Origin of the sequence: Amycolatopsis sp. NPDC059657, assembly GCF_042734395.1 — a bacterium.
Classification (GTDB): domain Bacteria; phylum Actinomycetota; class Actinomycetes; order Mycobacteriales; family Pseudonocardiaceae; genus Amycolatopsis.
This window is the reverse complement of the sequence record NZ_JBHWEB010000028.1, coordinates 63,386-90,232: the sequence shown is the minus strand read 5'-3', so window position 1 is coordinate 90,232 and position 26,847 is coordinate 63,386. Positions and strand designations below refer to the sequence as shown.

The window sequence follows — 26,847 nt, the reverse complement described above, 5'->3', positions numbered from 1 at the left end:
AGCCTGGGGTCGTGAGTGGTACGGCCGGTTCTAACCGGCCTAAACACTCACGACCCCAGGCGGGACCAGGCCTCACGAGCCCTTCTTGATCACCTCGATCAGGCTTGTCCAGCCTGCCCGGCCGTTCCCGGCCGCGATCGCCCCGTCGTAGTGGGCCTTCACCGCGGCGGGCAGGCCGAGGTCGATGCCCGCGTCCCGGCTCGCGCCGACGATGTGGTCGGCCGTGGCGCCCATCATGATCACGTTCGCCTGGTCGCCCGGGTACTCCCCCGCGTCGATCCCCGCCGCCGCGTCCGCCAGGTAGTACCCCATCATCTGGAAGTTCTCGACTGCGTAAGGCACAAAGTCGGCGGCCGCGACTCCGGCCGACCCGACCAGCGCCGAAGCGTGCAGGAACGCCGACAGCGAAGTCAGGAAGATATCCAGCTGCGCCTGATAAAACAGCTGCGCCAGCGCTGGATCCTCCCCGCGATAGTCGGGCCGCCCCAGCACCGCCAGCACAGCCGAAACCCCGTCGAAAACCTCGCGCGGACCGCTGTAGAAGACATACGACTGCTCAGTCCCCACCAACGGCGACGGCACCATGATCCCGCCGACCACAAGCGTCCCGCCCCGCGAAGCAACCCAAGCCGCGGCCTCCCGGCTCCGGGACGGAGTGTCCGAACTCAGGTTCACCAGCACCCGTCCGCTCAGGTCCTCCGCGCCGAGAATGTCATACATGGCTTGATAATCCGTCAAGCTCAGCACGACCACATCGGCCCGCAGAGCCTCCGCAACCGTCGCAGCGCGCACCGCGCCCTCGGCCACGACAGCGTCCGCGCGGGACGGTGTCCGATTCCACACGGTCGTGGAGTACCCGTGTGCCAAGAAGGTCCGTGCCATCGCCTGACCCATCGGGCCCAGGCCGACTACCGCTACGTTCACTTTTCCTCCCAGAGAAGTTCGATGACACCAGTGATCGCCTCGGCCCCATGGCCGTCGGCGAGCCGCCGGTCCAAGAGCGGTGCCAGGGGCGCCAGCAGCGACGGGTCGACTCCCTGTTCTACCGCCGCTTCCAGCAGATGCGGGTAGCCTGCGGCCTGCATGGCCAAATTGGACACGACGTCGATCGAGTAGTCGCGCTTGTCGATCTGCGACGCCGCACCCGCGACGAACCCGCCCATCGCGGTCAGCCAGCCGCTCAGCATCGGCGCGAACTCGGTCGCGGTCACGCCCGCCGAGCCGACCAGCGCGAAGGCGTGCAGGATGCCCATGAACTGGCCGTACATCGCGCTCAGCAACGCGATGTCCTGCAACGACGCCATTCCAGGGTCGGTGCCGAGGAAGCGGCTGTCGGCGAGCGCGTCGAGCACCGGCCGGTAGGTGTCGAACACCGGCTGCGAGCCGCTGTACAAGACGAACGCGCCGGGGCCGCCGATCATCGGCGGGACGGCCATGATGCCGCCGTCGAGGTAGTCGATTTCCCGTTCACGGGCCCACGAGGCCAGTGAACGCGCCTGGCCCGGCGTGCCGCTCGTCAGGTTGACCAGCGCCTTGCCGCGCAGTGCCGCCGCGGACGGGCCGAGTGCGTCGTAGACGGAACGGTCGTCGAGCAGGCAGGCGAGCACGACCGGGCTCGCCGCGACGGCTTCGGCGACGCTGGCGGCGCGGACCGCGCCGTGCGGAACCGCTCGGTCTGAGCGGTTCCAGACCGTCACCGGGTGACCGGCGGCGAGCAGGGTGGACGCCAGTGCGGCGCCCATCGCGCCCAGTCCCAGGACTGTGACCTGGGTTTTTGTGGTTTCTTCTTTCACAAGGACCACCTTGCCGACGCCCGCGCATGGTCCACGCACGGAAAACTGTCGGTGGGTCGCGCTAGGTTCGATCTTGTGCGATTCGGAGTGTTGGGGCCGCTGGCCGTGTGGACCACCGAAGGCGACCCGGTGCGGGTGCCCGAGGCGAAGGTGCGCGCCCTCCTCGCGGACCTGCTCCTGCACGAGGGCGCGCCGGTTTCCGCCGACCGGCTCGCCGAGGACCTGTGGGGTGAGCGCCGGCCTGGCAACCCGGCCAACACCCTGCAGACCAAGATTTCCCAGCTACGCCGCACGCTGGAGGCCGCCGAACCGGGCACGCGCGAGCTGGTCGTCCACCAGCCGCCTGGCTACCTCCTGCGCACGGAGTCCGTCGATGTGCGCCGCTTCCGACGGCTCGTGGCCGAGGCACGCGACCAGGAGCCGCGCCGCCGGGTCGCGCTGCTGGCCGACGCGCTCGCGCTGTGGCGTGGTCCGGCGCTGGCCGATTTCGCGGATGAGCCGTTCGCGCTTCAGGCCGTCCAGCGCCTGGAGGAGGAACGGCTGGCCGCGCTCGAAGACCTCGCCGAGGCGAAGCTCGAACTCGGTGAGCCGCTGGGTGGTGAGCTGGGCGACCTCGTCAGCAGGCATCCGCTGCGGGAACGCCTGCGCGCGCTGCATGTCCGCGCGCTGTACCGAGCCGGGCGCCAAAGCGAGGCGCTCGAAAGCCTCAGTGATCTCAGGCGCCGTCTCGCCGAGGAACTCGGCGTGGACCCCGGTCCCGAGATCACCACGCTGCACCAGGCGATCTTGGAGCAAGACCCGGCGCTCACGCCGTCACCTCGCAGCGGCTTGCCCGCACCGCTGACCGAGCTGGTCGGCCGCGCCACCGCGGTCGAAGACCTCCGTACGCTGCTCGCCGACGCCAGGCTGGTCACCCTCACCGGGCCCGGCGGGGTCGGCAAGACGAGGCTCGCGCTCGAGCTCGCCAGGGCGGTCGAGGCACGCTTCGCCGACGGGGCAAGGCTGGTCGAACTCGCCGGGTTGGACAGGCACGTCACGGACGCTGTGGCGGACGCGCTCGGCATTCGCGAGGCCCCGGCGTCGGGGCCGTTGCGAGCCCAGCTGGCGGAGGCATTGCGGGACAAGGAGATCCTGCTCGTATTCGACAACTGCGAGCAGGTCATCGAGGAGGTCGCGGACCTCGCAGCCCAGCTGCTGGCCGCCGCTCCGCGGCTGCGCGTCCTGGCCACCAGCCAGGAGCCGTTCAGACTGGCGGGCGAAGCCGTGTGGGCGGTTCCGCCGCTCGACGAGACCAGTGCCGTGCAGTTGTTCGTCGCCAGAGCGGGCCCGGGGTTCACCGCTGACGACGAAACGGTCGCCGCCATCTGCCGGAAGCTGGACGGGCTGCCACTCGCGCTCGAACTCGCCGCCACCCGGGTTCGCACGCTCGGCGCCGCCGAACTGCTCAACCGCCTCGACGATCGCTTCCGGCTGCTCGCAGCCGGAAATCGTGGCACTCCTGCTCGCCATCAAACGCTGCGCGCGATGATCGACTGGAGCTGGGAGCTGCTGGGCGAGCCCGAGCGGGCGCTACTGCGCAGGCTCGCCATTCACCCGGAGAGCGCGGGCCTCGACGCGATCGAGGCCATCTGCGGTGGTGAGATCGACGTGCTCGCGCGGCTCGTGGACCGGTCGCTCGTGGTGGTCACCGAGGGGCCGCGCTATCGACTGCTCGAATCCGTCGGCGCGTACAGCGTCGAGCGGCTGCGCGAGTCCGGCGAGTTCGATGAAGTCCTCAGTGGACACCGGAGGTTTTACCTCGAACTCGCCGAGCGGGCGCGGCTGCGCGGCCACGAGCAACGCCAGTGGCTGGATCGCCTCGACGTCGAAGCGGCCAACTTCCGCGCCGCGCTCGAAAACGCCGAAGCAGCCGACGCACTCCGGCTGGCTGACGCGCTCGCCTGGTACTGGTATCTCCGCGGCAGGCTCAGCGAAGGCCATCGCTCCCTCACCGCGGCGCTCGCGGCTACCGGCGACGCACCCGCCGCGCTGAAAGCCCGGGTCTCCGCTTGGCAGGCCGGGTTCGCGGTCCTGCTCGGCGATGGCGGCGACCTCAATGGCCAAGCCCGTCAGGCACTCGCGTTGTTCGAGAATGCGAACGACCCGGCGGGCCAAGCCAGTGCGGAGTGGTTCCTCAGCGCCGGGCTGCTCGGGTCGGGTGATCTGGCCGCCCACGAGGAACTTCTCGACCAGGCGCTGAGCCGGTTCCGCGCGCTCGGCGACGAGTGGGGTGTCGCCGCGGCGCTCAGCACACGCGCCGCGCAGGCACGTCCGCGCGGGGATCTCGCGTCGGCCGAGCGTGACGGGGAGCGGAGTCTCGCGGCGTTTCGCAGGCTCGGCGATCGCTGGGGTCAGCTCAAAGCGGCCGACGTGCTCAGCTCGCTCGCGGAGATCGAGGGCGACTACGAACGAGCGGCCCGGCTTCACCGCGAAGGCTTGCGCAGCGCCGAGGAACTCGGGCTGCGCATCGAAATGTCGTACGAGTTGTCGGGGCTCGGCCGGATCGCGCTCCTCACCGGCGACTATGACAGGGCCGAGAAGCTGCACCGCCGCGCGATGCACATCGCCGCCGAACATTCGCACAAGCGCGGCGTTCAGTTCGCCGAGGTCGGGCTCGGTCTCACCGCACGCAGGCAAGGTGAACTCGACCGCGCCGAAGGCCACCTGCGAGCCTGGCTCGACTGGTGCCGCGAGATCGACGGTGACCTCGGCGTCGCGTTGATCATGGCCGAGCTCGGGTTCATCGCCGAGTTGCGCGGCGTCCCTGGCGCCGCGATGTCGGTGCAGCTGGAGGGTTTCGCCGCCGCACGCGCGACGGGTGATCTCCGTGCGCAAGCATTGGCGCTGGAAGGCTTGGCGGGCGCGCAGGCGCTCGCCGGCGAGCACGCACGGGCCGCGCGTCTGCTCGGCGCGGCTCATGCGGCACGCGAGTCCGTCGGGGCGCCGTTGCCCGTGGCGGAACACGGTGACATCGATCGGATCGCCGCCACCGCAACGGGAAATCTCGGCGAAGACGAGTACCGAGCACAGTTCGAACTGGGCCGGAAACTGTCTCCCGACCAAGCACGCGAGGAACTCGCGCGGCCCGGCGAAACCTTCGCGGGCTCCGCCGGGTCCGTGCGGGCGATCAGCTGATGTTCAGGTCGACGCAGGCGTAGAACGCGTTGGCGGTGTCGCCGATGTTCCAGATGGCGAGCAGCTTCTGCTTGCCCTTCACGCCACCCATGTTCACCTTGTGCGAAACGGTTTTCGGCGGAACCTGGTTGTTGTCGTTGATCAGGCCGACGCGCTTGCCGCCGACGTAGTACTCCCAGGTGCTGGTGCGGTGCGCGGCGGTCAGCTTCCAGGTGAAGGTGACCGTCTGGCCGACGCTCGAGACCTTCCAGCCCTTGTTGTTGTCGTCGAGTTCGGCGAAGCGCGCGTTGCCACCACTGCAACTGCGCAGGCCCTTGGGGCCTTCGACGCTCTGCGGTTCGTACTTGATCGCACCGCACTTCGGTGTTCCGGCAGCACATTGTGCCTGCCTGCTGGGCGGCGACGAGATGTAGCCGTGCGCGAAGGCGGGCGCCGACGGTACGGCCACCATGAGCAATGGAACGATGCCGGCACCGAAGGCGGCGGCGGTGAGTTTGCGTTTGAGACTCATATCAGCTCCATTCCACAATCCAGAGCTGTGGTTCCCAGTGGGCGGATCTGAGACGGCACCGGAGACCACGTACCTGGATCCAACCGATGTGGTCTAGACCATACCGGCGAGCGGAACGCTCGTCAAGTGTTCACCATCAACGATCATGGTTTGTCATATTATTTCGAAATCGAAGAGCGAGCTCGGCACCACTGCCAAAAGACCACATTTCCGCCCGGAAATCACGTCTGACAGTAAGACATAAATCGACATTTAACGATTAGCCCGTACGTTGACAGTAACCCTCACCCAAGTGGAGTAATTACCTTGAACGGGTGAGTGATGATCAGCAGTCCAGGAAATTCACGCCACCCCGTTGCCTGTCAGCGGGAATGCACGTAGTTTGACGCCGTTCAACGCTCGAACAAGGCGCTGCTCGCGATTTTGGGGGCGAAAGCAGCGACTTCAGTCATTTGTCGGCAAACCCCAGGTGAGAACAGGAAACGGAATGACTCACGCCGCCCTGCCCGCATACCAGAAAGAACCCGGAGTGGCCAGACTCTTCGGCGCGGTGGACCACTGGTCCAGCCGGACACCCACCGCGCCGGCCTTCACCGCACCCGACGGGTCGCTTGATTTTCACGGTCTCGCGCTGCGAACGCGATCGATCGTCACGGCGCTGGCGCGAGCAGGCGTCGGCACGGAAACTGTTGTCGCGGTGACAACTGGCCGGTCCCGGCTGGCCGCATCGTCGCTGCTCGCGGTCTGGTGGCTGGGTGCCACCGCCGTCCCGATCGACGACCGGAACCCGGCCGAACGGATCGACTACATCCTCGAAGACGCCAAGGCCGAGGTGCTGATCGCGAGTGAAATCCCGGCGCCGTCCGAACTGCCGGTGATCGACCCGGAAACGGGTGCCGAGCCCACGACGACCTCCCCCGTTCTCGCTGATCGGGACAGTTGCGCATACCTCATCTACACCTCCGGCACCAGCGGCAAGCCCAAGGGTGTGGAAATCAGCTATGCGGGCTTGGGCATATTTCTCGACGCGCTGTCGACCATTGGTCTCACCCCGGGAGGAATGGGACTGAATCCGCTTTCTCCTGCTTTCGACGGCTGGCTTTGGTGCACTTTTCTGCACTTGTTGCACGGCCAGGGCACGGCGATCGTCGACCTCAACGCCGAGGACGGGGACCATGTCGATCTCGCTCAGCGAATCACCGCGATCGGTCCTCGGACGGTGTCGCTGACCCCGTCGCTGATCGCACCCTGCATTGACGCGCTGACCAGCGTGGAAGTGGTGATCGTCGCCGGGGAAAGATGCCCTAAGGTATTGGCCGAGCGCCTCTCGGAACGCCATCGCGTGCTCAATGTCTACGGCCCTACCGAAACGACGATCGCGGCCACGTGGTCCGATACCGCGCGTGGCGATGATGTCTCGACCATCGGAACGCCACTGCCCGGCTACTCCGTCCGTGTGCTCGACGACAACGGGAAACCGGTGCCGGCCAACACGATCGGTGAGCTCTACATCGGCGGTGACGGTGTCGCGCTGGGCTACCGGAATCTTCCGGACTTGACTGCCGAACGCTTCGCACGGGTCGGCGGCGAGCGGTTCTATCGCACCGGCGATCTCGTGGTGGCCAGAACGGATGGTCAGCTCGAGTTCGCCGGACGCTGCGACGAACAGGTGAAGGTGCGCGGGTTCCGCATCGAGCTCGCCGAGATCGAGCAGGTCGCCGCCGAACTACCGGCCGTCACCTCGGCCGCCGCGTTCTTGCTCGAATCGGGTGAGACGGTAGGGCTCGCCGTCACGGTCGCGGACGGCCACGACCTGACCACGGGCAACGTGCTCATCCGCGAGCACTGCCGTACCCGGCTACCGGAACACATGGTCCCGTCGGCGGTCGACTTCGTGCCCGTGCTGCCGCTGACCGCCAACGGCAAGGTCGACCGAGCCGAGCTCGCCCGCGCGTCCGCGGCCGCCCGGCGGTTCACCGGCCGTGCGCCGGGCACCCCGCGTGAAATCGAGGTCTGCGCGATCTGGAGCGACCTGCTCGAGCAACCGATCAACGACGTCGACGCCGACTTCTTCGAACTCGGCGGCCATTCGCTGCTCGCCGCGAGGATCGTCGCGGCGTTGCGCCAGGCCACCGGGCTCAAGCTCTCGATCCCGGTGCTGCTGGCGAACCCGACCCCGGCGACGCTGGCAGAAGAACTCGACCGCCGCGCCGACGCGGAGGTGGCCTCGTGAATCCCGAGTCCTGGCTCGTCACCTGGCATCCCGGGGCGGCGTCTCGCCCGACGCTGCTCTGCCTCCCCCACGCAGGCGCGGGCTGCGGGCGCTACCGCCCGTGGCAGGACAAGCTCGGCGACGCCGTCTCGGTGGTCGGTGTGCAGCTGCCCGGCCGCGAGCACCGCTGGTCGCGGCCGCATCCCTCCTCAATGGACGAAGCCGCCGCTCAGGTCGTCGACGAGATCCTCGCGCTGACGGCTCCCGACCAGCCGCTGGTGGTGTTCGGGGAGAGCTTCGGCGGTCTGTTCGGCTACGAACTGACCAGGCGGCTGGGTCTCAAGGACCGGGCACCGTCCGCTTTGGTCATCGCGGCCTGCGAGCCACCGCACCTGTGGGCGACCACCGAGCATCTACGCCGCGACGACGACGCGCTCAACCGGCTGCTCGACGCCGGCCAGGTCGGCATGGAGGACCTCGACGAGGACAGCCGCGAGTTCGTACTCGACATCCTGCGCCGCGACGCGAAACTGGTGTCCACCTTCGTCACGCCCGACGAGATCGCCGTGCCGTCCCCGATCCACGCGTGGGGCGGCGAGACCGACGACATCGTCACCGCGCGGCATCTGGACGAGTGGAGCCGCTACACGACCGCCGAGTTCGCCAGGCGTCAATTCCCCGGCGGGCACCTGTTCGGCACCGAACAGGTGCCGCTGACGCTGCCGCTGCTGGGGAGCCTGCTGTGCTCGATCTGACCGATGACCGGTCCTTCGCGGACACGGGCTTCCTCACGCATATGGCTTGGTTGCGCGAAAACGACCCGGTGCACTGGCATCCTCACCCGGACGGCGGCGGCTTCTGGGCGGTCACCCGCTACGACGACGCGCTGAGTGTGTACCACGCCTCGGACGTGTTCAGCTCCCGCTTCGGGATGCGGATCGGGACGAACCCCGGCGCCGTGGCCGCGGTGACCCAGCGGATGCTGATCGTCTCCGACGCGCCCGACCATACTCAGCTTAAGAAGGTCCTATCGAAGGCTTTCGCGCCGAGCGAGATCCCGCACGCGGAACAACTCACGCGCGGGATCGTCCAAACGCTACTCGACGAGGCCGTCGAAGCCGGTGAGGTCGACCTCGTCGAGGTCGCCAGGCGGCTACCGACACGGGTCGTGTGCGCGCTGATGGGTGTGCCGCGCGAGGAGTGGGACTGGCTGGGCGGCACGATGAACGCCGCTTTCGAAGGCGAGGACGAGGAGGCCCGGCTGTGCGCGCACGCGGAGATCTTCTTGTACTTCACCGAGTTGGTCGCCCAGCGCCGCGCGAAACCCGGTGACGACTTCGTCAGCCGCATCGCGCACGACCAGCGCTCGGCGCCGGGCGGGAAGCGTCCGCTCACCGACGAGGAGATCGTCGTCAACTGCAACGGCGTGCTCGCGGGCGGCAACGAGACCACCCGATATTCCGCGGCGGGAGCGGTGCTCGCGTTCCTCGAGCACCCTGATCAGTGGTCACGACTACGGCAGAGCGGCTCCGCGCTGCTGCCGTCAGCTGTCGAGGAGGTCATGCGCTGGACCACGCCCGGCGTCCACGTGCTGCGCACGGCGATGGCCGCCACGCGCATCGGCGACACCGACATCGGCGAGGGTGACCGCGTCACCGTGTGGAACGTGTCGGCCAACCGCGACGAGAAGGCCTTCCCCGACGCGGACCGGTTCGACCTGGGCCGCACGCCGAACCGGCATCTGGCGTTCGGCGGCGGCAGGCATCAGTGCCTCGGCACCCGCCTGGCGCGGATGGAGGTCTCGATCTTCCTCGAGGAGCTCGTCGCGCGGGTCGGTTCGCTCGAGCTGATCGGCGAGCCGAAGTTCACCGCGTCGAACTTCACGTGGGGAGTGCGCGAACTACCGATGCGTCTCATCCGATGACTGAGGAGGTTGCCACCGCGACAACCTGACTCCGGCCAGGTTGTCCGGTGGACAACTTTCCAACTATAAGTTTTAGATCGGATGTCTAGCCGCTACCTTGGGTGAATGGCACTGCGAATGGCGGTCACGATCGCGCTCGCGGCCGCGGCGCTGGCCGGGGTTCCCGGCTCGGCGAACGCGCTGCCAGCCGGCGTCTACTTCCAGAACGAAGGCACGCTTTCCGGCTGGAGTTCCTCGTACGCGCAGAAGGACGGCGTGATCAGGAACGTGACGAGCCCGGCGTACAAGGGCTCGACCGCGATCGAAGCGAAGCAGACGTACATCAACGAGACCGGCGGCTACCACTCGGAGACCCTCAAGAGCGGCGCGCAGTCCGTCGGTGAGGACAAGTACTACGGCCAGGCGATCCACCTGCCGCCGAACTGGCAGTGGCACAACCAGAACGTCACCTTCCAGCAGTGGTCGCCGGAAGCCCCGGAAGGCCCTTGGCTGCTGATGTACGTGCAGAACGATCAGCTCAAGTACGGCGGTTCCGGTGGGATCAGCGGAACCATCGGGTCCATCTCCGGCCTGCGCGGGACCTGGATCCGCATCGTCACCCATTTCAAGCTGGCGAAGGACTCCGGCGCGTTCGAGGTCTGGGTCAACGGCGCCAGGAAGGTCAGCAGAACCCAGACGGTGCTGCCCAAGACCTCCAAGACCATGCGCTGGTCATCGGGGATCTACTGCACCGGCTGGCGTGACGGTAAACCCGCAGGGCAGAGCGTGCTCTCGATCTTCCACGACCACGCACGCATCGCGGCCACCTACGCTCTGGCGGAACCCGCCAACTGGTAGCCGCCCATGCCCACTGAGACGAAGTGGGGCACTCATGCGCAAAGTTCTCGCGCTGGCCTGCGCTCTCGCGCTCGCCTGCACGGTACCGAGCACCGCCGACGCGGCCGCCGCTCCCCCGGCGACCTGGAAAGAGCACTGGTTCGAGCATGTCCAGACGCTCAAGCTGGCCGGCTACAACGACACGGTCGCACTGTACTTCGACAACGATGTCCCGGCGTCCACAAAGGACTGGGCACTGCCGTACCTGACGCGGATGTGGAAGTACGCGCAGCAGACCTACGGCAACTCGGGCAACCTGATGACGTCCGATCGGCTGTACTCGATCCACCATGAGGCCAAGTACTACGGCGGCCATCCGTCCACCGTGTACGACTCGTCCCACGATTACCGGAACGTCAGCGACGTCGGCGGCAATGGCTGGGCGAAGCCTCAATACGAGGTCGCCACCCACGAGGCGGGGCATGTCGTGGAGAGCATCGCGGCAGGCAAGCACGGGTCGCCCGCGTTCGGGCTGTGGCAGGACAGCAAGTGGATGGAGTTCTTCATCTACGACGTCTATGTCTCGCTCGGCATGACGGCCGAGGCTCAGTCTTTCCACAACCGGATGATGTCGGCGGACCATGTCGACGGCTTCCCGCGTGCCGGGACGCATTGGTTCCGGGACTGGTTCTACCCGCTGTGGCGTGACCGTGGGCACGCTCAGGTCATGGTGAGGTTCTATGGGCTGCTGGGCAAGTACTTCCCCCGCAGTGGCAACGACTTCACGCGTGGGATGAACTGGGGCGAGTTCGTGCACTTCATGAGCGGGGCGGCGGGCGTCAACCTCAAGCCGTTGGCCACCACCGCGTTCGGCTGGCCGTCGTCGTGGGAAAGCCAGTTCCAGGCGGCTCGGTCGGCGTTTCCGGGGATCACTTACTCGTGAGTGATACGGCCGGTTCTGACCGGCAGTACCACTCACGACCCCTGGTCGTCACTCGCGCCGAGCTCCAGCCGGCCGGAACCCGGTGCGCGAGCAGCGATCGGCGGAATCGTTCGGCCCGGCGGACATGCCGGGCGAACGAACGCGGCCGGATCAGGCGACCGCGAGCGCGTTGACCGGCGAGCGCCTCTTCCGCGGTGACGTCAAGCCAGAGCAGGTGAATCCGGCGGCCGGTGAGCGCGGCGACCAGTGCGAGCAACGTTCTCGTCGAGGCACGGGTCGACGGTTCGTGCACGATCACCGGGCCGGTGGCACCGGCCGCGTGACCGACGACGCGCAGCCGATGCCAGGCGTGCACGATCGGGCGATACAACCGGTACGGCACCCATGCGGGCAGCAGCACGCGCATTCTGGCCCGGACCTGGTCGGAGTCGAGCACCGGCAGCTCGCGGACCTCGCGCAGCATCGTGGTCTTGCCCGCGCCGGGCAAACCGGCGACGACCAGCAGGTCACGAGGGCCGAGCTCGACCGTCAGCGGCTCCGTCATACCCGCCCAACGCGCGGCCGATGGTAAAGGTTCCTTTACGTCGCCGAACGCGCGACGCGTCCCGCAGGAGGTCGTCCACGGTTTGACACCGCTTCGCCCGCCAGCTCGACTTGATCACCGCGGTCACCGCCTGTTCGACGATCCGGCACGACACGCCGGATCGGGACCGATGAAGCCCGACCGCACCGCGTCCAGGAGCAGGCCGCGACCTTTCGAATACCAAGCGTAAATGGCGTCAATTCTCCACAGTGGACAATTGAGAGATCAATTATGAATTGATCTCCGCCCTTTCGGGCAAACGATCGAGCATGCGGTGAACACCGCATTGGCCCATCCGGGTAATCATGTGAGTCCGCCGGAATGAAGCTGGCCGATCCGCTTGACGCGGACGGTGATCGGGATAAGCATCGCTAGCGAGATCCTTTGGGGCGCCACGGGCGATTGAGGGGATGTGGCGGGGGGATTCACGAACGGTGTCCGGCCATTTCGGCATGCCCGGACAACGGTATTGGCTGGCGCCCACACTCTTTTCGGTACGCCGCGGCGTTTTCGGCGCCGTGTGGACGACAGATGGAGCCGGCATGCCTGTTACACCTACCTACCCTGGTGTCTACATCGAGGAATTACCCAGCCGCGTGCGCACGATCACGGCCGTCTCCACCTCCGTGACGGCGTTCGTCGGCTACACCACCCAGGGCCCGGTCAACGAGGCCGTGACGATCACCAGCTTCGCCGACTACGAGCGCCGTTTCGGCGGCCTGGCCGCGAATAGCGCCGTCAGCTACGCCGTGCAGCAGTTCTTCCTCAACGGCGGCTCGATCGGCATCGTCGTGCGGGTCGCGGCGGGCGCGGGCAACGCGTCGGTGGTACTGAAGAACACCACCGCGAGCCCGCAGGACCCGGCTGGCCCCGCGCTGATCGTGTCCGCGAAAGAACCGGGCGCGTGGGGAAATGAACTGCGGGTTTCGGTCGACTACGCGACGAAGAATCCGACGGAAACGTTCAACCTTCAAGTATTCGGCGCGAGTGGATCACCACGGGAAAGCTTCACCGACCTTTCCCTCGACAAGACGGATGTCCGGTACGCGGTCGACGTGATCAATTCCGCGTCGAGCTTGATCAGGGTGAGTCACCCGGATGCCGCAGTGAAGAATCGGCCGGAGCCGACCGGCACGGTATCCGGCGCTTTCGACACCGCGGCCCCACTGCCCGATCCCAATGGCGAAATCACCGTCACCCTGCGCGGCACGGGCAAGACCCAGAAGATCACGCTCAAGGACGTGCCCGTCCCCAAGTCACTGGCCGAGCTCGCGCTGCTGCTGGAGAACGCGCTGCGCGGCATCGCCGACACGCCGGGCGACCGCACCTTCGGCGCCATCAAGGTGACCGTCATGGGCAACCGGCTGCAGATCGTCTCCGGCTCGACGACGCCGGCCACGATCCTGGAGTTCAGCGGCTCCGCGGCCGTCAAGCTCAGCCTCAGCACCTCGCCCAACGTCACCGCGTACCAGGTAGGCGCCACCGCGGACGTCGGAGCACAGGGCAAAGGCACCGCCGGCGTCAACGGCAGCGCGCCGACGTTCAGGGACATCATCGGCAGCGAGAGTGCCAAGACCGGCATCAACGCGCTGCGCGCGCTCGAGGACGTGAACATCCTGTGTCTGCCGGAGATCAACGCGTTCAGCGCCGACGACATGGTGGCCACCATCGCCGCGGCCGAGCGGCTCTGCCAGGACAAGCGGATGTTCCTGCTGGTGGACAGCCCCGCCGCGTGGAAGACGCTCGACCAGGCACGCGCGAACCTCGGCACCTTCGACTCGGTGCGCAGCAACTACGCGGCGCTGTACTTCCCGCACCTGGAGCTCGTCGACCAGCTCAGCGGCAGGCTGCGCGCGTTCCCGCCGTGCGGCGCGGTCGCCGGGATCATGGCACGCACCGACAGCGAACGCGGCGTCTGGAAGGCGCCGGCGGGCACCGAGGCCAGGCTCGCGGGTACGCGCGCACTGACCGTGCCGATGACCGACCCGGAGAACGGGCTGGTCAACCCGCTCGGCGTCAACTGCGTGCGCAGCTTCCCGGTGATCGGCCCCGTCGTATGGGGCGCGCGCACGCTCGAAGGCGCGGACGCGCTCGCGTCGCAGTGGAAGTACGTGCCGGTGCGCAGGCTCGCGCTGATGATCGAGGAGAGCCTCTACCGCGGCACGAAATGGGTGGTCTTCGAACCCAACGACGAGCCGCTGTGGGCGCAGATCCGGCTCAACGTCGGCGCGTTCATGCACGCGTTGTTCGAGCGCGGCGCCTTCCAGGGCGTGTCCTCGCGCGACGCCTACTTCGTCAAGTGCGACAAGGAAACCACCACGCAGAACGACATCAACAGCGGGGTGGTGAACGTGCTCGTCGGGTTCGCTCCGCTCAAGCCGGCCGAGTTCGTGGTGATCAAGATCGAACAGCTCGCCGGGCAGATCGAGGTCTAGGAGAAACCATGGCTGAGTTCACCGTCAATCCGCAGCGGTTCGACCCTTACAAGAACTTCAAGTTCCTCGTGCTGTGGGATGGCCGCACGGTCGCGGGCATCTCCAAGATCAGCCCGCTCAAGCGCACCACCGAGGTGGTCAAGCACCGCAACGGCGGCGACGCCAGCTCGCCTCGCAAGTCGGCGGGGCGCACCGAGTTCGAGGCGATCACTCTCGAGCGCGGGGTGACCCACGACGTCGAGTTCGACCGCTGGGCCAACAAGGTCTGGATGGTCGGGCAGGGCAAGGGCTCCGAGTCCTCGCTGCGCGACTTCCGCAAGGACCTGGTCATCCAGGTGCTCAACGAGGCCGGTCAGGTCGCCGTCGCCTACAAGATCTACCGGGCGTGGGTGGCCGAGTACCAGATACTCGGCGAGCTGGACGCCAACGCCAACGCGGTCGCCATCCAGAGCCTCAAGCTGGAGAACGAGGGCTGGGAGCGCGACCAGGAGGTCGCCGAGCCAGAAGAGCCGTCCATCCAGTTCCCGGCGTGACCGGTGCCCTCGCCGACGGAGCCGACGGAACTGCTGGCCACCTGGGAAGCGGGCCTCGCGGCGGGCCCGGTGCGGCGCGCGGTGCTGCTGCACGCGCTCACCGGCGCCGAGGACGGCGGGCGGCTGGAAGTGCCCGTCGGCAGGCGGGACCGCGAGCTGTTCTCGTTGCGCCGCACGCTGTTCGGCGAGCGGCTCAACGGCAGGGTGACCTGCCTGGACTGTGAGACAGAGCAGGAATTCGGCTTCGACGTCGGCAATGTGCTGGGAGGTGCGATGGACGAGCCCGCGGAAGTGCTGGCACACAGCGGCGATTGGGCGATCCGGCTGCGCCTGCCCACGTCAGGCGACCTCCTCGCCGCGGCCGCGGCCGGTCCCGAAGGGGCGCGGCGTGAGCTCGTCACCCGGTGCACGATCGAAGCGAAGCACCGCGGTCAGCCGTCCTCTGTGGACGATCTGCCCGCGGCGGCCCAGACGGCGATGGCCGATTCGCTGGCGGAAGCCGACTCCGCGGCCGATGTGCGGCTCACCATGCCGTGTGTCGAATGTGGACGGACGACGTCGGCGACCGTCGACATCGTGTCCTACCTCTGGGCCGAGCTCGACGCCTGGGCACGCGCGGTGATGCTGGAGGTCCACCTGCTCGCTTCGGCGTACGGCTGGGCCGAGCCCGAAGTGCTGGCGCTCAGCCCGACGAGGCGCCGGTTCTACCTGGAACTGGTGGGTCATGGCTGATTTCCTGGACCGGCTGCTGGCGCGCAGCGTGCCCGGCTGCCCGGCCCCGGCGGGCGAAGCACTCGTCGTGCCGCGGTTGCCGCAACCGTTCGAGCAGTTCACGAACGGCCTCGAACAGGAGGAGTTCGTCGCGGCGCCATCGCGACGCTCCCCCACGCCGGTCGCGCAGGTTCCTTCCCCTCCTGCCGTCGCCGCCATCGAAACCCACAATGAAATCCCTGCGACGCCGATCGCGGCAACGGCCCCGGCTGCCAAGCCGTGGGTTCCGGCCGCACGCCAGGTCACGACCACCTCCGTGCTCAGGCCGCAGCCGCCCGTGGTCACCGGGCAGCCTCGAACCGAGCCGGGCGAAACCCGCGTCGAGCAGGTCACCGAACAGCACCTGACCACCGTGAACGTCAGCGTCTCCCCCGGCGAACCGTCGGCCACGCTGCTGCCGTCCACCACCACGGTGGTCGTCCCCGCGCTGCCCGGCGAAGCCCGCCGCGCACCGGAGACCGCCGCCCGCCGAGGAGATCCGCCGCCTCAGCCGCCGGTGCGGATCTCCATCGGGCGGGTCGAGGTCAAGGCGACCGAGGCCGCCAAACCGGCGGCGAAAACGCGGCCATCGCGCGCCGAGCCTGCCGTGAGCCTGGAGCGCTACCTGTCCGAGGAGGGCCGCAGATGAGCAATTTCCTCGCCGTCGCCACGGTCACCGCGGCGCTGAAGATCTTCGTCGCGAAAGCGGCTGCCGACGCGGACCTCCCGGTGAACGTCGACGCACGCAAGCCACCGGCCGATCCCCCCGCCGAGCCGCTGATCACCTTGTTCCTCTATCAGGTCACGCCCAACGGCTCGCTGCGCAACCACGACGCGGTGACCCGCGCGGCGGACGGCACGGTGCTCAAACGTCCGCAGCACGCGCTCGACCTGCACTACCTGATCAGCTTCTACGGCAACGAGGCCGAGCTGGAGCCGCAACGGCTGCTCGGCGCGGTCACCCGCAGCCTGCATGAGCACCCCACGCTGTCCCGGCAGCACATCGAAGAAGCGCAGGTACTGGCGCATCTCGTCGGTTCGAATCTCTCGGCCGCACCCCAGCGGGTGCGGTTCACGCCCACCGCGCTCGACCTCGACGACATGTCCAAGCTGTGGTCGACGATGATCCAGACACCGTTCGCGCTGTCCGTGGTCTACCAGGCCACGGCGGTGCTGCTGGACGGCGAGTCCGTGCCCGGTGCGGGAAAGCCGGTGCTGCGGCGGCAGATCGCGGTCGAAGCCTTCGTCCGGCCGGTCATCGACAAGGTGCTGTCCTTGCCGGCGGGCGCCCCGGCAGGCACCCAGCCGGGCGACGATCCGATCACCAAGGACCGCGAACTCGCCCTGCTCGGCTCCGGGCTCGCCAGGCCGGGCATGAGCGCGCTCATCGGCGGGGTCGGCGCACCCGTGCTGCGGTCCACAGAGGACTTGGTGGTGCTCGGGCAACCGTCATTGCCACCCGGTATCCACCCGGTGCAGCTGCGGTACGACGTCCAGATCGGCCGTCCGGCGCAGGCCAAGCCATGGCTGGAATCCAACATGGCGCCGTACGTCCGGCGCCCGCGCGTGACGAGCGCGAGCATCGTCGCAGGTCAGGCCAAGATCAAAATTGACATCCCGGCCGGGCCTGAACAGCGCATCATGCTGCTGCTCGACGAGCGCACCCCGGCGGGCAAGCCACGTGGTTACCAGTTCGAGGCGCCGTTCCCGCTCAGGAACGGCGAGGGCCCGGTCGACGAGTTCCTGGTGCCCATCACCGAAGCGAAGCCAGGGCGCTACCTGGTGCGGGTGCAGGTCGACGGCGCGGAGAGCCCGCTCGACATCAAGGACGGCACGTTCAGCGGGCCGACGCTGGACATCACCGGCTGAGGGAGGCGACGTGTCAGTGCGGGGGGATGTGCATCAGCGTGCGCTGGCGGCGGCGGTCCGTGCCGTGCTGGCCCGCCTCGACGCGCACGCCGGAGCCCCCGCCGAGCCGGAAGAGCCCACCGAGGAACTCTCCGCACTCGACACGTTGTGCTCCTGCTTCGGTCTCAGCTCCTTCGAACGGTCCATTGTGGTCCTCACGGCCGCGATCGAACTCGACCCGAGCGCGGCCGCGCGCTGTGCCGCGGCCGGCGGTGACCCACAGCGCGCGTACCCGACGTTCTCCTTGGCGTTGGCGGCTTTCGAGGACGCGCACTGGAGCGCGCTCACCCCGGTCGCGCCCCTGCGGCGGTGGCGGCTGGTCGAGCTGGACCCCGAGCCGTCACTCACCATGGGCAGGCTCCGGATCGACGAGCGGGTGCTGCACTTCCTGGCCGGAGTGCCCTATGTCGACAGCAGGCTGCACGGCCTGCTGTCGAAGGTCGCCACGCCCGCCGGGCTCCCGGTGTCCCAGCAGACCGCGGCCAGGTCGATCGCCGAGCTGTGGACCCGCCTCGACGACGATCCCCAGGTCCAGCTGATCGGCGCGGATCGGCGTACTCGCTGGGAGGTCGCCGCGGCTGCCGCGCGGCAGGCCGGGATCGGACTGCACGCGGTCACCGCCGAAGACCTGCCGACCATTCCCGCCGAACGTGAGGCGCTTTCCCGGCTGTGGGAACGGGAATCGCTGCTCCTGCCCGCCGCGCTGCTCGTCGAGGGCGCCGCCGCCCAGTCCTTTGTGGCCGGTCTGAATACACCGGTGGTCGTTTCGGCGGAAGACCCGGTGCCTGGCCGGGAATGGCCGAGGGTCACGGTGACCCGGCCGACGGCCGACGAGCAGCGCGCGCTGTGGAAGGCGGAGCTGAACGGCAGTGGGACCGAGCGTCAGCTGCAGGATCTGGTCGCGCAGTTCTCCCTGCCCGCACACGAGATCAGGACCGCGGGGACGAGCGTCCGGCGCGACGGGACCACCGCTTGGCAGGCCGGGCTCACCCAGGCGCGGATCGCGCTCGACGAACTCGGGCACCGGATCGAGCCGCGCGCGACACGGGCGGACCTGGTGCTGCCCGCGCCGCAGCGGCGGATTCTCGACGAGATGGTCGCGCATGTGCGCCAGCGGTCGAAGGTGTACCAGGACTGGGGTTTCGAGTCGGTGCTGCGGCGCGGGCTCGGCGTCACCGCTTTGTTCGCGGGCACGAGCGGCACCGGCAAGACGCTCGCCGCCGAGGTGCTGGCCGGTGAACTCGGGCTCGACCTGTTCGTCATCGACCTGTCGCAGGTGATCAGCAAGTACATCGGCGAGACCGAGAAGAACCTGCGCCGGGTGTTCGACGCGGCCGAGAGTGGCGGCGCACTGCTGCTGTTCGACGAAGCCGACGCGTTGTTCGGCAAGCGCAGCGAGATCAAGGACAGCCACGACCGCTACGCCAACATCGAGGTCAGCTATCTGCTGATGCGGATGGAGGCCTATCGCGGGCTGGCGATCCTCACCACCAACATGAAGAAGGCGCTGGACACGGCGTTTCTGCGGCGGATCCGGTTCGTGGTGGACTTCCCGTTTCCCGGTGTCACCGAGCGGGCGGAGATCTGGCAGCGGGTCATCCCGCCGTCGACGCCGGTCAGCGACCTGGACATGCGGCTGCTGGCCCAGCTGACGGTCGCGGGCGGCAGCATCCGCAACGTCGCGCTGTCCGCGGCGTTCCTGGCCGCCGAAGAGTCCGCACCACTGGCGATGCGGCATGTGCTGGCGGCCGCGCGCAGCGAGTACCTGAAGCTCGAACGCTCGCTCACCTCTTCGGAGGTGGCGGGATGGACGTGACCGTGGAGATCGGCGAACTGGTGCTCACCGGGTTCGACGGGATCAACCGCGACAAGCTGCTCGCGGCCTTCGAGCACGAGCTGACCAGGCTGGTGACCGAGCGCGGCGCGGGCTCGGCGGCATACGACGCGGAAGTCACGCGGGCGCCACAGGTCCCGGCGTCGGCGTCCGCGCACCGGCTGGGCACGGCACTCGCCCGGTCGGTCCACAGTGGACTCCTGCGGGGTGCGCCATGACCCGCGCCGTCGCGAAACCGGCCGAGCCTGCCAAGGAGAACAAGCCGAAGCAGGCCAAGCCCGCCCGTCCGCCACGCGAGCTGCGCGAGGTGCTCGCTTCACCGGGCCATCCGCTCGACCCGAGCTTGCGGCGCGAGCTGGAATCGCGACTGGGACACGACTTCGGCCGCGTCCGCGTGCACAACGACTCCGACGCGGCGGCGGTCACCGAGCTGCTGGGCGCGGACGCGGTGACGGTCGGCCAGGACATCTTCTTCGGGCAGGCGCTGTTCCGGCCCGAGACCACGGACGGGCGCAGGCTGCTCGTGCACGAGCTGCTGCACACCGTCCAGGTGCCCGACGCGCGAGGCGCCGTGTGGGCAGGCCGTGACTCCGGCGCGGTCAGTCTGCCCAGCGAACCACTGGAGCGGGAAGCCGAGCAGATCGCGCGATCGGATGAGCCGCGGACGGAGGTTTCGCAAGGTCAGGGCGCGGCGTGGATGCGGTACGCGACCGTCGACGCCGACCGGATGCGGACCGAGCAGCTCGACCCGGCGACACTGGTGGATCGCCTGGTCGCAGGCGTGCTGCGCAGCCTGCGTGGCGATCCCGGCGACTTGTCCGGGAGGGTGCGCGGCCAGCTGAGCCGGTTCACGCCGGAACTCCGGCACACCGTGCTGGTCAAGCTGGAGCTGCGGCTGCCGTCGCCGGAGTTCACGCAGCTGGTGAAGCTGGTGGAGGAGGCGGACCAGGCCGCCGCGGGCGGGCCGGTGGAGACACCGGCGGTGCCCGAGCCGGTGCCTGAACCCGAGCCTGAGCCTCCCGTGCAGGAGAAGCCCGAACCGGAGGCGCCGGCCAAGGAGCCCGAGGAAGAAAAGCCCCCTGCCGAGAAGAAGCCCGAGTCCGAAGAACCGAAGCCTGAGGAAGAGAAACCCAAGGAAGAAGAGAAGGAAGAGCCGGAGGAAGAAAAGCCTTCGGACGAGAAACCTGCGGAGGAAAGGCCTGCTGAGGAGCAGGTTTCCGCAGAGCCTGCGGCTGAGGCCCCGGCCGCGATGGCTCCCGGAGCGCCGGGCGCCATGCCCGCGGCCGGTCAGGGTCCTGCCGCCGGTGCGACCCCGATGCCCGCGGAGGCGATGGCGACCGCGGAACCGGCACCCGCCCAGCCCGAGAAGGTCGAAGCGGAAGCCACGGCCCCGGAGAGCCCGCTGGTCCAGCACGGCGTCGACCGGCCGGAGCAGGACGAACGCGTCGAGGAGCAGGAAAGACCCATCGGCGTGGAGCCCGCGGCTGACCAGGAGGTCGAGCTCCCCGAGCCCGAGGAGCCCAAGACCGAGGACGACGAGCCGGAACGTCCCGCGCTCAAGCCGGAAGACAGCCTGCCCCAGTCCGATTTGGACGTCTCAGCGGTCCCGACGGCCGAGAACCTCACGCTGCCCGCCAGCGGATCGCCGCCGCCTCCCCAGCAGGCGCCGAGCTTCCCCGCTCCCCCGCCGACCAAGGCCGAGCAGGTAGAGGAGGAGTCCCCCGACGAAACGCCCGCGGTCCCCGAGCCGGTCGAAGCCGAGGAGCCACCGGCCGAGCAGCCTCTCGACGCCGAAGTCGGCCCCGATCCCGCCACCGCGCCGGCGGCCACTCCGGCCCCGATCGAGCCCGAACCCGTCGAGCAGGAGGCGCCGGAACCGGTCCAGCCTGAACCCGCCGAGGCAGAGGCCGGGCCTGCCGAGGTTCCCACTGCTCAGGACCTTGCGGAGGTCCCAGGCGAGGCCGAGCCGACCGCGAACCCGGCACCCGAAGCGTCACTGGAGCGTGACGGGGGCGGCTGCGAAGGGCCACCCGCACCGACCACGGAACCTGACGCCGGAGGCGGTGGTTGTGGCGGAGGCGGTGCTCCGGCGCCCGCCGCCGAACCCGCACCCAAGCCCGCTCCGCCCGACGTTTCGGCGCAGCCGCCCGAGTCGGCGCTGGCCACGGTGTCGACGCTGCCGCCGGACCAGATGGCGTCGTCGCTGTCCTCAGTGGACAGCGCGGTCTCCCACGACGTCGGCGAGAAGCAGTCCGCGTTGCAGGCGGCGCCCCCGACCATGCAGCGCCCGTCCGGCGCGCCGCAGACCTTGGACGGCCAGCCGACCGCCGAGCCCGCGGGCGAATTCGAGAAGGTCACGCTCACTCAGGCCGAAGCACAGCGGGCCGAGCAGCAGGAAAAGCTGAAGCAGGAGCAGGTCCAAGGCCAGAACCAGGCAAGCCAGGCGCCCCGGCCGCATGTCGCGGGCAACGCCGAAGGCCAGATCTCGGCGGAGGAGGTCAAGAACGTCCAGCAGGCCGTCGACAACGTGCCGACGACCGATCCCGGCCTGCAGGCCAAGGTCGAAGGCCAGCACGTCGAGCTGACCGGCGAACAAGACCCGGCACGCACCGACCAGCAGGCGACCGAGCTGCGGGACGCGTCGACGAAGTACCACACCACCGGCCAGCGGGAAGCGGCGAAACCACTCGGCGAGAACCAGATCTTCCCGAACGCCCCGGCACAGACCCTGTCGGCGCAGGTCCCGTCCGCCCCCGGCGGCGGCCCGGCCGCCGCCCAAGCCGGGCCATCCGACCCAGGTGTCGCGGTCGTCGCACAGCAGGAGCGCGGACCGCAGATCCAGGCAGGCGTCGCCGAGGGTCAGACGGCCATGGGCACCGAGCGCCAGACCCAGCAGCAGGCCGAGGCGAAGGCGAACGCCGACCACGAGGCCGAGGTCACCCGCACGGTCCAGGAGAACTCGGAGGCGCAGGCGGCCGAGCGCGGCAAAGTCGCCGAGGACGCCGCCGCGAAGCGCGCGGAATGGCGGTCCGAACAAGACAAGAAGATCACCGAAACCGACACCAAGGCCGACGAAGAGCACGAAAACGCCAAAACGGGGATACACAAGGAGAAGACCGACGGCGACAAGAAGGTCGACGAGCGGCAGAAAGAGGACAACGACAAGATCACCCACGAGCGCGAGCAAGCCGAAGAGAAGGCACGCAAGGAGAAAGAGGCCAAGAAGAAGGAATCCGAAGGCGGAGGCTTCTTCAGCTGGCTGGCTTCGAAGGTCACCAGCTTCTTCGAGGGCCTGCTCAACGCGATCACCAAGATCTTCGACGCGGCCGTGGCACTGGTCAACACGATCATCAAGACCTTCGCGACCATCGTCACCGGCCTGATCGACCTGGCCCGCAAGGCGATCGTCGGCCTCATCAACGCACTGGCCAACGTCCTCCTCACCCTCTGCGACGCACTCGCGGTCTTCTTCCCCGAACTCGCCGCCCGAATACGCAATGACATCGAAAACCTCCGCGACGCGGCCATAGCCACGGTCAACAAACTCGCCGACGCGCTCAAGGCCGGCGTCGAGTTCCTCCTCAACAAGCTCGCGGAAGCTCTCACCGGCCTGTTGCGGCTGCTGGAGAAAGGCCTCAAAGCAGCGGTCGAAATCGTCCGCAAGGCCGTCAACGCGGCCATCGAGTTCGCCAAAGCCGCCATCCAGATGCTCGGCGAGTTCGCCGCGATCATCGCCGACATCGCGTCCACCGGAGTCGGCACCTGGATCGGCAAGCTCGTCTCGGCGGCCACCCAGGGCATCCGCGAGTTCCTGTGGGGCGCGATCAAGAGCGCGGTCAAGACCTGGTTCAACGAGAAGGTCGAAGCCGTGCTCGGCCTCGGCAAAGCCGTGATCAACATCCTGATCAAAGGCTGCTTCTCCATGGCCAAGATCGGCAAAATGGCCTGGGACGCACTGATCGCGGCCCTGCCGATGATGATCGTCACGGTCGTCATCGAGCGCCTGGTCTCCCTGATCATCCCAGCGGCCGGAGCGGTACTCGCGGTCATCCAAGGCCTGATGGCGGCCTGGGGCACGATCAGCAAGATCCTCGCGGCGATCGGCGCCTTCATCGCGTTCGTCAAAGCGGTCAAGGCAGGCCCAGCCGCCTGCCTCTTCGCAAAAGCCGTGGCCGCGGGCGTGGTCGCGCTGCTCGAGTTCATCACGAACTTCCTGATGGCGAAGCTCGCCTCGGCCGCGAAGGGCGTCGGCAAATCCCTCAAGGGCATCGCGCAGAAGATCATGAAAGCCCTCGCCCGCGCCGGCAAGGGCGCACGCAAGGGCGCGGGCAAGATGATCAACGCGGCCCGGACCGGCCTGAAGAAGGTCGGTCAGGCTTTGAAGCCCAAGGGTGCGCGCACTAGGCCAGGCCGTCCCGCGCGCCCTGGTCGTCCTGGTCGCCCGGCTCGTCCCGGTCGTCCTGGTCGGTCAGGGAAGCCCGCGCGGCCTGGCGCGAAGGGTGTGCTTGGGCAGGCCAAGGCGGCGGTGCGCAAGGGCGTCGACAAGGTCAAGTCGACGCTGAAGAAGATCGGCAAGAAGGTCGCCGACAGCAAGCTCGGCAAGGGCCTGAAGAACGCGGCCAAGAAGGCCCGCGACAAGTACCGGGGCCTCAAGAACAAGTGGAAAGCGAAGGCAAAGCAGCGCCAGGAGAAGAAGCAGAAAAAACGCGACGAGCAAAACAGTCCACAAGCGAAAGAACGACGTCTACAGCTGGCCATCGCGAAAATCAGGCCAAAGGTTCACTTCCTGCTCCGGCGCGGTGTCAGCAAGAGCGTTCTGACCAAGGCTCTCGGCGCGATGCGGCGCTGGTATCACCTGACCTCCCTGCAACTCAAGGGCGGATCGAACACCAAGCCGATCAGGGCGACCCTGAACCCGGAAGACGACGTAAGCGATACCGAGGTGCTTCGTGGAGTGGAGATCGTCAGCAAGGTAGAGCAGCGAGTCAATCAGGTGTTGAGTCGACGCAAGGCACGGGAGGGACAGAAGGAGGATCCGCCTGGTGTCCGCCGGGACGCGCAGGGCAGGGCGGTCGTCGCGGCCCAAGAAGGTACGCCGCCAGTCGGCATCACCCAGCAAGTCGCCGAAGCTAAGAAGGCCAGAACGGCCGCTCAACGTGTTGTTCTCCAAGACTCACCCGTCGAGTTGGCGATCTGGAACAAACGAGGCGACCGAGGGGGCATCTGGTCGCCGGTGGATCCACTGAGCGGCAAGGTTCAGCAAGGCAAGGGCAGGTACTCCGACCTGTTCAACCAGGTCGCCAATGAAATCGGACACGACCGGTTTCAGGAGCTTACCAAGCTCATCCATCAAGGACGGTTCAAAGAACTCCCGAAGGGATCCGACGCAGCGACCGTGGCCGCACTGTTCACCTTGGTCCGGATGACCGCCGAGGGGCAACGGAGGCCGGCGGCGGTGTTCACCTCGGAAGGCGAGATCCGACGGATCATCAAACCCGGCGCGGGCGTACCACAGATCATGAGAGATATCTCAGTACAAGGGCCGATGGTCAAGGACGCTTCGACACTCGCGTCCACCCGGTTGTCCCGGAGCATGAAGGGCTTGCTCGCTTCCGAAGATCCGGACGAACGCATTCGCGCGGTAATGCGACGAAGGGCCGGTATGGCGGGACTCAGCCCCGCGCAGTACGAACAAGCCCGGACCACCTGGAACCGGCCGGACTTGGCCGGACTCAGCGACCAAGAACTGTCGAAGAGACTCGAAACTCCGGTTGGGCTGTTGCAGAAGCTGACCAGGGCGATCGAGCAGACGCTGGAAGACGAGCAACTGTTCGAGCCCGGGAAGTCTCAGGCTTTCGCGTCGAAGTTCATCACTGATCAAGTGGACATCCTGCTCGTGAGATGGGGATGGTTGACTGTGGAGGATCTGACCAAGAGATGACGAACAACGCACAGCGAAGTCTGGAGTTCCATGTCCGACCACGTTAGGACTAGGTCAATGATCCTCCCTTCGAGTGTTACGGCGGGGGAAGTGGCCACGCTCGCCGAACGGCTGGGTTTCACTCGCGCCGGCGAAAAGGACTTTCGCTCCGATTCCGGAGATCGTCGCGAAGTAATCTGGGACATCGACGCCGGTCTGACGATGCACTACGTAGATGACGGAATCAGTGGAGCGCGGTTCTTCGAAGTGCGCGGAGACGATGTCGACGACGTCGCTGACATAGCGGAGAGCTTGTCCGAAATGTTGCGACCACTCAGCTACGACGACCTTCTTGACGCTCATCGGAACGCGACGACTCTTGACGAAAAGAAGGCGGCACTGCTCCGCGCCGCGCTCGGCGCCCCACCCGAGCGCGATGACGATTTCGCCGGTCTGATCGAGCATGCATTGCGCTCAACGGACGGCCAAATACGGGAGGCTGGCCTCTGGGCGGCCACTTACTACGGCCTCCCTGACTTCATCCCGGCCATCCAAGCGATAGCACGGGATGACGCTGACCTGGCCGACCTGGCTAAAGACGTCCTCCGAGGGTTCAAGGAACGGGGACTGCCATGACCCGATATACGGATCTGCCGAAGCCCGTCCGCGCCGGGATCGTGATCGACCCCGGCGGGGGCGAGTCCCAAAAGGTCATCGTGCTGCAGTTCAATCCCGACACGCTCGAACGCAGCCTCGCGCCCCAAGCCTCTGGCGCCGAGCAGGGCGATCGCACCGAAGCGCTGCGGCTCAAGGGCCCGGCCATCGAGACCTGGAAGTTCACCGCCGAGCTCGACGCGTCCGACCAGCCGGACGTGGCCGCCGAGTTCGGGATCCATCCGCAGCTCGCCGCCCTGGAGATGCTCGTGCATCCGTCCACCGGGCAGATCAAGACCAACCAGCGGCTCGCGAGCCTGGGGACCCTCGAGGTGATCCCGGTCGAGACGCCGCTGACCTTGTTCGTCTGGGGGACCAAGCGGGTCATGCCGATGCGGCTGACCGAGCTGAGCATCACCGAGGAGGCCTTCGACGCCGACCTCAACCCGTACCGCGCGACCGTCGGGATCGGCTTCCGCGTGCTCTCGGTCAGCGACCTCCCGACCGGCCACAAAGGCTACGACCTCTACCTCGCCTACCTCACGCAAAAGGAGCAATTCGCAGGCCCCGCCGGCAAAGGCCGCCTCGAAACCCTCGGCAACCCGGACATCGGCTAGGAGCGCCCATGACAACGCGAACGCGGGACACGAGGTACCCGAACACGCGACACGAGGCACCCCGACGTGGGACACGGGTGACCGCCGCGCTCAGCCTCGGCGTGTCCCACACGCCGGCACCGCGTGTCGCACGCCCGCGCACCTCGTGCCGACCGCCCAGGCACGCGTGCCGACTCCCCGGGCACGCGTGTCGACTCCCCGGGCACGCGTGTCGTCCATCCAGGTACGCGTGTCGTCCAT

At 67.8% G+C, this 26,847-nt stretch carries 20 protein-coding genes; 16 read left to right on the top strand and 4 right to left on the bottom strand.

The features are described 5' to 3' along the window. Positions 1-72 precede the first annotated feature (72 nt). Together ACFV15_RS17800 and ACFV15_RS17795 are read right to left on the bottom strand one after the other, a co-directional pair. Complete coding sequence (locus ACFV15_RS17800) at positions 73-924, bottom strand: NAD(P)-dependent oxidoreductase (protein ID WP_378351552.1); 852 nt, start codon at positions 922-924, stop codon at positions 73-75. Beyond that, positions 921-1,793, bottom strand: coding sequence for an NAD(P)-dependent oxidoreductase (locus tag ACFV15_RS17795; RefSeq protein ID WP_378351551.1), 873 nt, complete (start codon positions 1,791-1,793; stop codon positions 921-923). The genes ACFV15_RS17800 and ACFV15_RS17795 overlap by 4 nt, the downstream gene beginning before the upstream one ends. A gap of 75 nt (positions 1,794-1,868) precedes the next feature. Here ACFV15_RS17795 and ACFV15_RS17790 point away from each other — a divergent pair, with 75 nt between their 5' ends. Then, positions 1,869-4,967 (top strand): BTAD domain-containing putative transcriptional regulator, encoded by a 3,099-nt coding sequence (locus tag ACFV15_RS17790; RefSeq protein ID WP_378351550.1) that lies wholly within the window; start codon positions 1,869-1,871, stop codon positions 4,965-4,967. Here ACFV15_RS17790 and ACFV15_RS17785 read toward each other — a convergent pair. Next, positions 4,960-5,478: a lytic polysaccharide monooxygenase auxiliary activity family 9 protein gene (locus tag ACFV15_RS17785; protein ID WP_378351549.1), complete on the bottom strand. Its 519-nt coding sequence runs from the start codon at positions 5,476-5,478 to the stop codon at positions 4,960-4,962. The genes ACFV15_RS17790 and ACFV15_RS17785 overlap by 8 nt on opposite strands. Before the next feature lie 487 nt (positions 5,479-5,965). Here ACFV15_RS17785 and ACFV15_RS17780 point away from each other — a divergent pair, with 487 nt between their 5' ends. The 5 genes from ACFV15_RS17780 to ACFV15_RS17760 all read left to right on the top strand — a co-directional run bounded on the left by ACFV15_RS17780 (position 5,966) and on the right by ACFV15_RS17760 (position 11,373). Then, positions 5,966-7,711 carry a non-ribosomal peptide synthetase gene (locus tag ACFV15_RS17780; protein ID WP_378351548.1) on the top strand — a complete coding sequence of 582 codons (1,746 nt, stop codon included), beginning with the start codon at positions 5,966-5,968 and terminating at the stop codon, positions 7,709-7,711. Then, a complete protein-coding gene (locus ACFV15_RS17775) occupies positions 7,708-8,445 on the top strand; it encodes a thioesterase II family protein (RefSeq protein ID WP_378351547.1) in 738 nt (245 codons plus the stop codon). The genes ACFV15_RS17780 and ACFV15_RS17775 overlap by 4 nt, the downstream gene beginning before the upstream one ends. Next, on the top strand, positions 8,433-9,614 hold the full coding sequence (locus tag ACFV15_RS17770) for a cytochrome P450 (protein WP_378351546.1): 1,182 nt from the start codon (positions 8,433-8,435) through the stop codon (positions 9,612-9,614). Before ACFV15_RS17775 ends, ACFV15_RS17770 begins: the two co-directional genes overlap by 13 nt. Before the next feature lie 105 nt (positions 9,615-9,719). Beyond that, complete coding sequence (locus tag ACFV15_RS17765) at positions 9,720-10,451, top strand: heparin lyase I family protein (protein ID WP_378351545.1); 732 nt, start codon at positions 9,720-9,722, stop codon at positions 10,449-10,451. A gap of 34 nt (positions 10,452-10,485) precedes the next feature. Beyond that, positions 10,486-11,373, top strand: coding sequence for a hypothetical protein (locus ACFV15_RS17760; protein ID WP_378351544.1), 888 nt, complete (start codon positions 10,486-10,488; stop codon positions 11,371-11,373). Here ACFV15_RS17760 and ACFV15_RS17755 read toward each other — a convergent pair. After that, positions 11,360-11,917 carry an AAA family ATPase gene (locus ACFV15_RS17755; protein ID WP_378351543.1) on the bottom strand — a complete coding sequence of 186 codons (558 nt, stop codon included), beginning with the start codon at positions 11,915-11,917 and terminating at the stop codon, positions 11,360-11,362. The genes ACFV15_RS17760 and ACFV15_RS17755 overlap by 14 nt on opposite strands. Before the next feature lie 581 nt (positions 11,918-12,498). On the opposite strand from ACFV15_RS17755, the gene ACFV15_RS17750 reads away from it, so the two are divergent. The 10 genes from ACFV15_RS17750 (at position 12,499) to ACFV15_RS17705 (ending at position 26,607) form a co-directional block, all read left to right on the top strand. Further along, the gene (locus ACFV15_RS17750; protein WP_378351542.1) at positions 12,499-14,391 is read left to right on the top strand and encodes a phage tail sheath family protein; all 1,893 of its coding nucleotides are present in this window, start codon (positions 12,499-12,501) and stop codon (positions 14,389-14,391) included. Between the two features lie 8 nt (positions 14,392-14,399). Then, entirely contained in the window at positions 14,400-14,924 is a 525-nt protein-coding gene (locus tag ACFV15_RS17745; RefSeq protein ID WP_378351541.1) for a phage tail protein, read from the top strand. 3 nt (positions 14,925-14,927) lie between these two features. Then, a complete protein-coding gene (locus ACFV15_RS17740) occupies positions 14,928-15,656 on the top strand; it encodes a hypothetical protein (RefSeq protein ID WP_378351540.1) in 729 nt (242 codons plus the stop codon). Beyond that, on the top strand, positions 15,649-16,323 hold the full coding sequence (locus tag ACFV15_RS17735; RefSeq protein ID WP_378351539.1) for a hypothetical protein: 675 nt from the start codon (positions 15,649-15,651) through the stop codon (positions 16,321-16,323). The genes ACFV15_RS17740 and ACFV15_RS17735 overlap by 8 nt, the downstream gene beginning before the upstream one ends. Beyond that, on the top strand, positions 16,320-17,543 hold the full coding sequence (locus ACFV15_RS17730) for a DUF4255 domain-containing protein (protein ID WP_378351538.1): 1,224 nt from the start codon (positions 16,320-16,322) through the stop codon (positions 17,541-17,543). The genes ACFV15_RS17735 and ACFV15_RS17730 overlap by 4 nt, the downstream gene beginning before the upstream one ends. A 10-nt stretch (positions 17,544-17,553) precedes the next feature. Next, positions 17,554-19,398, top strand: a complete 1,845-nt coding sequence (locus tag ACFV15_RS17725; protein WP_378351537.1) for an ATP-binding protein — start codon at positions 17,554-17,556, stop codon at positions 19,396-19,398. Then, positions 19,389-19,634 (top strand): hypothetical protein, encoded by a 246-nt coding sequence (locus tag ACFV15_RS17720; protein WP_378351536.1) that lies wholly within the window; start codon positions 19,389-19,391, stop codon positions 19,632-19,634. Before ACFV15_RS17725 ends, ACFV15_RS17720 begins: the two co-directional genes overlap by 10 nt. Further along, entirely contained in the window at positions 19,631-25,357 is a 5,727-nt protein-coding gene (locus tag ACFV15_RS17715) for a DUF4157 domain-containing protein (protein WP_378351535.1), read from the top strand. The genes ACFV15_RS17720 and ACFV15_RS17715 overlap by 4 nt, the downstream gene beginning before the upstream one ends. Positions 25,358-25,447: 90 nt before the next feature. Then, positions 25,448-25,972 carry a hypothetical protein gene (locus ACFV15_RS17710; RefSeq protein ID WP_378351534.1) on the top strand — a complete coding sequence of 175 codons (525 nt, stop codon included), beginning with the start codon at positions 25,448-25,450 and terminating at the stop codon, positions 25,970-25,972. Then, complete coding sequence (locus tag ACFV15_RS17705; RefSeq protein ID WP_378351533.1) at positions 25,969-26,607, top strand: hypothetical protein; 639 nt, start codon at positions 25,969-25,971, stop codon at positions 26,605-26,607. The genes ACFV15_RS17710 and ACFV15_RS17705 overlap by 4 nt, the downstream gene beginning before the upstream one ends. Positions 26,608-26,847: the final 240 nt, after the last annotated feature.

Excerpts from the sequence above, each read along its gene's own strand:
- ACFV15_RS17785 (WP_378351549.1), bottom strand. The coding sequence starts at position 5,478 with ATGAGTCTCAAACGCAAACTCACCGCCGCCGCCTTCGGTGCCGGCATC.
- ACFV15_RS17780 (WP_378351548.1), top strand. The coding sequence starts at position 5,966 with ATGACTCACGCCGCCCTGCCCGCATACCAGAAAGAACCCGGAGTGGCC.
- ACFV15_RS17765 (WP_378351545.1), top strand. The coding sequence starts at position 9,720 with ATGGCACTGCGAATGGCGGTCACGATCGCGCTCGCGGCCGCGGCGCTG.
- ACFV15_RS17760 (WP_378351544.1), top strand. The coding sequence starts at position 10,486 with ATGCGCAAAGTTCTCGCGCTGGCCTGCGCTCTCGCGCTCGCCTGCACG.
- ACFV15_RS17755 (WP_378351543.1), bottom strand. The coding sequence starts at position 11,917 with ATGACGGAGCCGCTGACGGTCGAGCTCGGCCCTCGTGACCTGCTGGTC.
- ACFV15_RS17750 (WP_378351542.1), top strand. The coding sequence starts at position 12,499 with ATGCCTGTTACACCTACCTACCCTGGTGTCTACATCGAGGAATTACCC.
- ACFV15_RS17745 (WP_378351541.1), top strand. The coding sequence starts at position 14,400 with ATGGCTGAGTTCACCGTCAATCCGCAGCGGTTCGACCCTTACAAGAAC.
- ACFV15_RS17735 (WP_378351539.1), top strand. The coding sequence starts at position 15,649 with ATGGCTGATTTCCTGGACCGGCTGCTGGCGCGCAGCGTGCCCGGCTGC.
- ACFV15_RS17730 (WP_378351538.1), top strand. The coding sequence starts at position 16,320 with ATGAGCAATTTCCTCGCCGTCGCCACGGTCACCGCGGCGCTGAAGATC.
- ACFV15_RS17720 (WP_378351536.1), top strand. The coding sequence starts at position 19,389 with ATGGACGTGACCGTGGAGATCGGCGAACTGGTGCTCACCGGGTTCGAC.
- ACFV15_RS17715 (WP_378351535.1), top strand. The coding sequence starts at position 19,631 with ATGACCCGCGCCGTCGCGAAACCGGCCGAGCCTGCCAAGGAGAACAAG.
- ACFV15_RS17705 (WP_378351533.1), top strand. The coding sequence starts at position 25,969 with ATGACCCGATATACGGATCTGCCGAAGCCCGTCCGCGCCGGGATCGTG.